Source organism: Kitasatospora sp. NPDC059571 (genome assembly GCF_042735675.1).
Lineage (GTDB): Bacteria > Actinomycetota > Actinomycetes > Streptomycetales > Streptomycetaceae > Kitasatospora.
This window is the reverse complement of sequence record NZ_JBHWBW010000350.1, coordinates 1-8,460: the sequence shown is the minus strand read 5'-3', so window position 1 is coordinate 8,460 and position 8,460 is coordinate 1. Positions and strand designations below refer to the sequence as shown.

Genomic DNA, 8,460 nt, shown 5'->3' with positions numbered 1-8,460 from the left:
CCCTCAGGCCCGGACGGCCGTCCGGTCGTCCGCGGGCTCCGGCTCGGCGGCCCCGAGCCGGGCCGGCCACCAGACCCGGTCGCCGAGGTCGCGTACCAGCGCGGGCACCAGGAGCGAGCGGACCAGCAGGGTGTCGAGCAGGACGCCGAACGCCACGATGAAGGCGATCTGGACCAGGAAGGCCAGCGGGATGACGCCCAGTGCGGCGAAGGTCGCGGCCAGCACCACCCCGGCGGAGGTGATCACCCCGCCGGTCGCGGTCAGTCCGCGCAGCACCCCCTCGCGGGTCCCGTGCCGCAGCGACTCCTCGCGCACCCGGGTCATCAGGAAGATGTTGTAGTCGACCCCGAGCGCGACCAGGAAGACGTAGCCGTACAGCGGAACGGACGGGTCGGTGGCGGAGAAGCCGAACACGTGGGGGAGGACCAGGGCCGAGACGCCCAGGGTGGCGAGGTAGGACAGTGCCACGGTCGCGGCGAGCAGCACGGGCGCCAGCACCGAGCGCAGCAGGCCGATCAGGACGACCAGGATGCAGACCAGCACCACCGGGATGATCACCGTCCGGTCGTGCCGGGCGGTGGCCCGGGTGTCGTACTGCTGCGCGGTGTAGCCGCCGACCAGGGCGTCCGCGCCGGGGACGGCGTGCACGGCCGTGCGCAGCCGGCGGACGGTCGCCACCGCGGCGTCGCTGTCGGCCGGGTCGGCGAGGGTGGCGTCCAGTCGGACCGTGCCGTCGGCGGTCAGCACCGGGGCGGTGGGCGCGCCGCCGGTGTAGGGGCGGACGGCGGCGACGCCGGGTACGGTGCGGGCGGCCGCGGCGACGGCGTCGGCCCGGTCGGCGGCGGCGATCACCACGGCCGGGTTGCCGGATCCGCCGGGGAAGTGCGCGGAGAGCAGGTGCTGGGCGGCCACCGAGGGCTGCGGGTTGACGAACAGTTCGCTCTGCGGCACGCCCCGGGCGTCCAGGCCGGGGGCGAACGCGGCCAGCGCCGCCAGCACGGCGAGGCTCGCCGCCCACGTGGCCCGGGGCCGGCGGCCGACCAGCGCGGCGACCCGCCGCCAGACGCCGTGCACGGGGGTGCTGCCGTCCGCGGGCGGCCGGGCCGGCCAGTAGGCGCTGCGGCCGAGCAGTACCAGCGCGGCCGGCAGGAAGGTGAGGGCGGACAGCACCGCGCAGCCGATGCCGATCGCGCCGACCGGTCCGAGCGCCCGGTTGTTGGTGAGACCGGAGAGCAGCAGCACGAGCAGGCCGAGGGCGACCGTCAGCCCGGAGGCGGCGATCGGCTCCACGGACTGCCGCCAGGCGATCCGCATCGCGGTGAACCGGTCGCCGTGCAGCTGGAGCTCCTCGCGGAAGCGGGCGGAGAGCAGCAGCGCGTAGTCGGTGGCCGCGCCGATCACCAGGATCGAGAGCAGGCCCTGGACCTGGCCGTCCACCCGGACGATGCCGTGCGCGGCGAGCACGTAGACCACGGCGCAGGCCACCCCGAGGGCGAGGACGGCGCCGAGGATCACCAGCAGCGGCAGCAGGACGCTGCGGTAGACGGCCAGCAGGATCACCAGGACGACGCCGAGCGCGACGCCGAGCAGCAGGCCGTCGATGCCGGCGAAGGCCCCGGAGAGGTCGGCGAGCACGGCGGCCGGGCCGGCGATCCCGGCGGTCGTGCCGGGTACCCGTCCGGCGATGGTGCGGACGGCGTCGACGCTGTCCGCGGTGCTGCGGCCCAGGTCGGAGCGGAGCTGCACGACGCCCTGCAGGGCGCGGCCGTCGGCCGACGGGATCGCCGGCGACGCCTGGCCGGTGGCGCCGGGAACCGTGGCGGCGTCGTGCAGGGCCTGCTCGGCGGCGGTGCGCTGGGCGGCGGTGACCGTGCCGGATCGGCTCTCCCAGACGACGATCACCGGGAGGGTGGCGGCCGTCCGGAAGGCCTTGTCGAGCCGGGCGACCTCGGTGGACTCGGCGCTCTGCGGCAGGAAGGCGGCGCTGTCGTTGGTGGAGACCTCGGCCAGCCGGCCGGCGTACGACCCGAAGGCCCCGCCGAGGCCGAGCCAGACGACGAGCAGCGCCAGCGGGACGAGGAGTCTGAGGCGGCGTCGGGTGGAGAGCATGCGGAGCCCTTCGGAACGTGCGCGGGTGCCGGACACCCGGGACTATATCTCAAGCATTGAGAGACTTGATGCTGGAGATATTTTCTGTTCGGTAGATTGGGCCCGGTCAGCACCGGTGCGAGGCCGGGGCGGCCGGAGCGGACGCCTCGCATCGGATTCGGGGCGGGCGGATTCGGGGCGGCCGGATCCAGCGGGGCCGGTGCGGTCGGGCACGGCGAGCCGAGGTGGAGAGGCATGGCGACGGGCAGCGCGGCGAAGGGTCAGGACGGCGGGGACGCCGCCATCGACCGGCGGGCCTTCGGCCGCCTGCTGCAGGCGCTGGCCTCGGAGATGAACCTGCTCGGCCACGACTTCGCCGCCGCGCAGGGGCTGCACACCACGGACGTCAACGCCCTGCTCGCGATCATGCGGGCCTCCGAGCCGGGGTCCGCCGGGCCGATGACGCCGGGCCGGCTGCGCGACGAGCTGGCGCTCACCTCCGGGGCCGTGACCGCCGTCCTCGACCGGCTGGAGCGGGCCGGCCACGTGCACCGCAGCCGCGATGGCGCCGACCGGCGGCAGGTCCAGGTCCACTACGACCAGCAGGCGGGCAGCCTCGCCGCCCGCTGGTTCACCCCGGTCGCGGAGGCCACCGACACCGTGCGGGCCGAGTTCGACGAGGCGGAGCTGCACACGGTGGCCCGCTTCCTCGCCCGGATGACCGAGGAACTCGCCACCGAGCGTGACCGCCGACGGGCCTGAGCGCGGGTGCCCGAGGTGCCCCGGCGGCCGTCCGGCAGGTGTGCCGGGGCCGCCCGGCACCGAACTGACACCCCGCCTCACCTGCCCGACACGCCGTCAGCACTGTCTGACCCGGAGTCACCTGCGTGGTAGCGACACCCCGGTGCGCCCGTGCTCCGAACCCCCGTTCGCGCGCGCGTGGACCGGTGACTTTGGGTGGCGGCGTGTCGGGGCCAGGAATTCGCGCAGGGCGTGGTGCACCGTGAACAGGCCGAGGACCTCCTGCTCGACCCCGCCCGGGTCCCGGGAGCGCAGCACCAGGCGCGGTCCGCCGTGCCGGACCCGGATGACGTCCAGCACGCCGTCCGCCTCCCGGCCGCGGGCGTGCAGTGCGGCCAGGTCGCCGGCCGGGGCCTGCAGTGGGTCGGCGATGCTGGTGACCAGCCGGTGCGTGACGGTCGGATCGCCCGCGGAGTAGCCGACCACCCGGACCCGCTCGCCGCGGCCGCCGCCCGCCGGCCGGGGCAGCTCGCTGAGGTAGGAGCCGTCGTCGAGCAGGGCGGCCACCGGCAGCGGCACGTCCTCGCCGATCTGCCAGACCACGTCCGCGCCGGCGGCCCGGGCCGTGTACCAGCAGTCGAGATCGAAGAGGCGCTGGCCGGCCATCAGCAGCATTCCGGCCGAGAGCAGCGGCAGCAGCTTGGCGGCGAGCGAGTGCTCCGGTGCCGCGCTCGGCCCGACCTCCACGCCGAACACGCCGTCGTCGCCGTACTCGGTCAGGGCGGCGACCTTCGCCTGGGGGTACGGTCCCGATGCCCCGTCATCCGCCGGCTCCGGGGCGAAGTGGCGGATGTTCGCCTGACTGGGGGGCAGGTCGAAGGGGACCACCTCCACCGTCGCCACGTGCCAGGAGCGGAACCGTGCCGCCGAGTGCCGCTCGGGGCGCTCCGGCCGGCAGAACCGGTGCAGTAGTTCGCGCAGCGGGTCGGCGCCCAGCCGCTGCCGGGCCCGGCCGATGGCCGCGGTGGTCGGCACCTTCCAGTCCTGCGAGGTGCAGCGGTCGCGCCGGGGGAGCTGGGGGAGGAGGCGGGCGACGTCCTCGTAGCCGAGCTGCCAGAACAGGCACATCGCCAGGATGAAGTACAGCACGGTGTCAGCAGGCAGCAGCCGTCGGCGGCGCTCCGCGCGGCCGCAGACCGAGACCACCTCCTGCACGTGCTCCGGTGGGAACGCCCGGGCGAGGACTCCGAGTGCGACTGCCTGGGCGAGGTATCCGTCGGCGGCTGACTTCCGTTGGCCTGCTCTTGGCATCGCGGACCACGATATTCACTTAAGTCACCAGTACCCGTCAGAACACGAAGTGTCACCGCCGTGCGGCTCTGCCTAGCCTGAGCGCTGTGTCCGCACCTGCGGACCGTGCCGGCGGCCACGGCCCTGTCCGCCGCCGGCAGTCGGCCGGCGCGTGTCCGGACGGGAGCGGAGCGCCCGCTCGCCGGAGGCCGCCGACCGGGCGGGCCGCGGGACCTCCCGGTCCGCCGCGGCCACCGGCCATCGAACGGAACGTCGGTCCTCGTACCGCTGACGGGAAGGCATTGTCATGCCCATTTCACTACTGCTGGGGAGACTGGGTGCCGCGGCCGGCGTCGCAGCGCTGCTCGGCGTCCTGGTGCCGGGACAGGCACACGCGGCGGCCCCGCGGATCGTCCAGGACCGCCTCGCACCGGTCGCCATGGCCGAGGGCGTGGCCGCCGCGGCCCGTCTGACGGTCCACGCCTCCTCCTGCACCACCGTCAAGACCCTCGGTGTGGCCGTCCGCGACGAGGCCGAGAACAACCTCGACTTCCCCGGCGCCGCGACCGACGTCCGGGTCTGCCGCGGCGCCACCAGCGTCACCACCGGCAGCCGCACCCTCCCGCCCGGCACCTACACCGTCTTCGGCTACTGGCAGGACGACGCGGACGGCTGGCACGACCTGCCCGCCCGCCGGCTCACCGTCACCCCCGCGGCCGGCGCCGGCAGCCCCGCGGTGCCCGGCCAGCCGTCCGTGCCCGGCCTGCCCCACCTGCCCGGCATCCCCGGTCTGCCGGGTCTGCCCGGTATCCCCGACCAGCCGACCCCCGGCGGCGGCAGCGGCGGCCTCCCGCCCTTCTCCGGCACCTCGCTGGTCTGGTCCGACGAGTTCGACTCCGCCATCGCCTGGGGCTCCCGCTGGACGGGGGACCGCACCAGCTCGTACCGCTACGGCGACCACAACCCCGACGACAACAAGCTCGACTGGCTCTCCACCGGCGCGGTCAGCGTCGCCGACGGCGTCGCCACCTTCACCGCGCGCCCGAGCGACCGCGTCCTGGAGAACGGCCGGCAGGCCTGGGAGACCGGGCTGCTCACCACCGAGTACTCCGACCAGGGCTTCCAGGTCCGCACCGGCGACTACGTCGAGACCCGGGTCAGGCTGCCCGAGGGCCAGGGCGCCTGGCCGGCCCTGTGGACGTGGAAGAACGGCAACGGCGAGGTCGACAGCTTCGAGTACCACCCGGACAACCCGAACCTGCTGGAGCTCAGCAACCGGGTCCGCCGCGGCGCGAAGTACTACCGCGGCCCGGCCGACATCGGCCCCGGCCAGTGGGTCACCATCGGGACCTACTACGGCTCCCGCTCGGTCGAGTGGTACGTCAACGGCAGCCGGGTCTACTCCGACCGGGCCGGCGTCGGCCCGCGGTGGTCCGCCTACCTGATCCTCAACCTCTCCGTGGTGGCCGGGAACTACCACCCGGCCCCGGAATCGGCCGAGCCGCTCGAGTTCGCCGCCGACTACGTCCGGGTGTACCGCTGACGGGCGGCCCGAGCGCACAGGCGGGCCCCGTCCCGGGCGGCCGGTCGGTACCGGCCGCCGGGCGGGGATCCCGCCGTTCCCGGATCAGTCCGTGCCGCGCGCCGGGCCGGCCCGCAGACCGGGGTTCCCCACCCGGCTGTGCGAGCGCCCGTAGAGCCCGTACACCACGAAGCCGAGCGCCATCCAGATCAGGAACCGCCACCAGGTGGCCACCGGCAGGTTGATCATCAGCCACAGGCTGGCCAGCACCGAGAGCACCGGCAGCACCGGCACCCACGGGCAGCGGAAGGCGCGCGGCAGGTCGGGCCTGGTGCGGCGGAGCACCACCACGCCGATCGAGACCACGATGAAGGCGAACAGGGTGCCGATGTTCACCAGCTCCGACAGCTCCTCCAGCGGGATCAGCCCGGCCAGCACCGCGACCACCAGCCCGAGCATCACGACCGCCCTGATCGGCGTGCCGAACCGCGGGTGCACCGCGGAGAAGGTGCGCGGCAGAAGACCGTCGCGGCTCATCGCGAAGAAGACCCGGCTCTGGCCGAGCAGCAGGATCATGGTCACCGAGGTCAGGCCGGCGACCGCCCCGACGTTGATGATGTCGGCGAACGCGTCCTGCCCGACCGCCTTGAACGCGTCCGACAGCGGGGCGTTGTCGGAGAGCTCGGTGTACTTCTCCATCCCGGTCACCACCAGCGACACCGCCATGTACAGCACGGTGCAGACGATCAGTGAACCGAGGATGCCGCGCGGCACGTCGCGCTGCGGGTTGCGGGTCTCCTCGGCCGCGGTCGCCACCACGTCGAAGCCGATGAACGCGAAGAAGACCACGGCCGCCGCCGTGAAGATGCCCATCACGCCGAAGTCGGTGGGCGTGTAGCCGAACAGCGCCTCGACCAGCGGGGTCTTGCCGCCCGACATGCCCTCCACCGGCTTCGACGGCGGGACGAACGGCGAGTAGTTCTCGGCCTTCACGAAGAACAGGCCAGCCACGATCACGATCAGGACCACCAGGACCTTGATGCCGACGATGACCCGGGTGACCTCCGCGGACAGGTGCATCCCGGCCACGATCACCGCGGTCAGCACCACCACCAGCAGCGTCGCCGGCAGGTTGAAGCTCCACCCTCCGGTGTCGGCGCCGGTCAGCGCGTGCGGCAGCGTCACCCCGGCGCTCTCCAGCAGCGACTGGACGTACCCGGACCAGCCCACCGCGACCACCGACGCGCCCAGCGCGAGTTCCAGGACGAGATCCCAGCCGATGATCCAGGCCGGCAGCTCGCCGATCGTGGAGAACGCGAAGGTGTAGGCCGACCCCGCCACCGGGACGGTGGACGCCAGCTCGGCGTAGCAGAGCGCCGCCAGGGCGCAGACCACGCCGGCCGCGGCGAAGGAGAGCGCGACCGACGGGCCCGCGTGGTTCTTGGCCGCGGTGCCGGTCAGCACGAAGATGCCGGTGCCGATGATCACGCCGACACCGAAGACGGTCAGGTCGAGCGCCGAGAGCGAGCGGCGCAGCCGGTGCTCGGGCTCCTCGGTATCCGCGATCGACTGCTCGACCGGCTTGGTGCGGACGAGGCTGCGCAGGAACGGTCTCGATTCGGGCGCACTGGTCATTCGGTCCTCCTCGGGTCGTCCGATCACGCGTACCCCGCCGACCCCCGCGCACGCCGTGCCCGACCGGGCTTCAGCCGAAAGCCCCACGCCCGCGCCCGCCCGCGCCCGCCCGCACTCCTGCCGATCCGGCCCGGATCCGGACCGATCCGCGCGGCGCGCGGCTCCGAACCGCCGGTGGTGTCCGTGTGCACCGTTGGGGTGCGATTGCCGGATCCGGCCGTTATGGCCGGTTCCGGTGGTTTCGGGTACGGACGGTCATGAGTTCGGAGAGGATTCCCCCCGTGACACGTGGGTGGTGGACGGGGCGCCGCGATGCGCTCCTGAGCGCGCTGGCGCGCGAGCTGTTGCTGTGGGGCGAGGACGTCCTGGACGATCCGGGGGCGGGTGAGATCGCCACCCTGCTGGCCGAGATCGCCGAACGTGCCGCCGCCGACCGCAGGGATCCGGCCCTCGCCGACGCCGCCCGGCTGCTCGACGCCGCCGCCCGCGAGTGCGCCCGCGCGGACCGCTTCCTCGGCGCCTTCCTGCCGCAGGTCGTCCGCCACCTGCGTGCCGCACTCGCCCTCCTCGGCCAGGCTCGCGCTCTCCTGATGGACCGTCAAGTTCTGGTCGGTGGAGCACCGGTGGCCCGCTGACCGGGGCCCGTCGTGGCCCGGAAGGGATCGGCCGCATCCCGATGCGCACCGGCCGGCGGACGCTACAGTCGTGCCGAGGGCGCGGCCGCGCGGCCCCCGGAGGGGGCACCCGTGTCGACCTGGAGCGGTATCGGGACCAAGTGCCTCGGCTTCGGCCACCGACAGGCGGACGGCAGCCACCACGCGACCAGGTGGGCGGTGCTGTTCGACCTGCCGGTGATCCCGCTGCGCCGTCACCGGCTGAGGGTCGGCGCGACGCTGCACACCCGGCTCGGCAACGGCTCCCGCTCGGTGACCCGCTACGAGATGCTCGGCGAGGACGCCCTGGTGGTGCGCGAGGTGCTCACCACCTACCTGGTCTACTGGATCATCGGGCCGGTGCTGGCGCTCGGGCCCGTGGTGGCGCCCCCGGCCCCCCTCGGCGGCGCCCGACTCGGCTTCCTGCCCTGGCTGTTGATCCTCGGGCTCGGCACGACCTGGGCGATCGGGGTCCCCGTCATCAGGGGAGTCGTCCTACGCAACCGGCTCGGCCTGCCCAAGGGCTGAGCC

The 8,460-nt window shown here is 74.1% G+C and carries 7 protein-coding genes; 4 read left to right on the top strand and 3 right to left on the bottom strand.

Annotated elements, in window-relative coordinates; translation table 11 throughout:
• Positions 1-3: 3 nt before the first annotated feature.
• Complete coding sequence (locus ACFV0G_RS29035; RefSeq protein WP_380554383.1) at positions 4-2,109, bottom strand: MMPL family transporter; 2,106 nt, start codon at positions 2,107-2,109, stop codon at positions 4-6.
• Positions 2,110-2,343: 234 nt separating this feature from the next.
• Here ACFV0G_RS29035 and ACFV0G_RS29030 point away from each other — a divergent pair, with 234 nt between their 5' ends.
• Positions 2,344-2,850 carry a MarR family winged helix-turn-helix transcriptional regulator gene (locus tag ACFV0G_RS29030; protein ID WP_380554380.1) on the top strand — a complete coding sequence of 169 codons (507 nt, stop codon included), beginning with the start codon at positions 2,344-2,346 and terminating at the stop codon, positions 2,848-2,850.
• Between the two features lie 117 nt (positions 2,851-2,967).
• On the opposite strand, the gene ACFV0G_RS29025 is transcribed toward ACFV0G_RS29030, so the two are convergent.
• Entirely contained in the window at positions 2,968-4,140 is a 1,173-nt protein-coding gene (locus tag ACFV0G_RS29025; protein WP_380554377.1) for a transposase domain-containing protein, read from the bottom strand.
• Positions 4,141-4,426: 286 nt separating this feature from the next.
• Between ACFV0G_RS29025 and ACFV0G_RS29020 the strand changes: the two genes are divergently transcribed.
• The gene (locus ACFV0G_RS29020; RefSeq protein WP_380554374.1) at positions 4,427-5,662 is read left to right on the top strand and encodes a hypothetical protein; all 1,236 of its coding nucleotides are present in this window, start codon (positions 4,427-4,429) and stop codon (positions 5,660-5,662) included.
• 84 nt (positions 5,663-5,746) lie between these two features.
• Here ACFV0G_RS29020 and ACFV0G_RS29015 read toward each other — a convergent pair whose 3' ends face one another.
• On the bottom strand, positions 5,747-7,276 hold the full coding sequence (locus tag ACFV0G_RS29015; RefSeq protein ID WP_380554371.1) for an amino acid permease: 1,530 nt from the start codon (positions 7,274-7,276) through the stop codon (positions 5,747-5,749).
• A 281-nt stretch (positions 7,277-7,557) separates the two neighbouring features.
• Between ACFV0G_RS29015 and ACFV0G_RS29010 the strand changes: the two genes are divergently transcribed.
• Positions 7,558-7,911, top strand: a complete 354-nt coding sequence (locus ACFV0G_RS29010; RefSeq protein ID WP_380554368.1) for a hypothetical protein — start codon at positions 7,558-7,560, stop codon at positions 7,909-7,911.
• A gap of 111 nt (positions 7,912-8,022) precedes the next feature.
• Complete coding sequence (locus ACFV0G_RS29005) at positions 8,023-8,457, top strand: hypothetical protein (RefSeq protein WP_380554365.1); 435 nt, start codon at positions 8,023-8,025, stop codon at positions 8,455-8,457.
• The last annotated feature ends 3 nt before the right edge of the window (positions 8,458-8,460 follow it).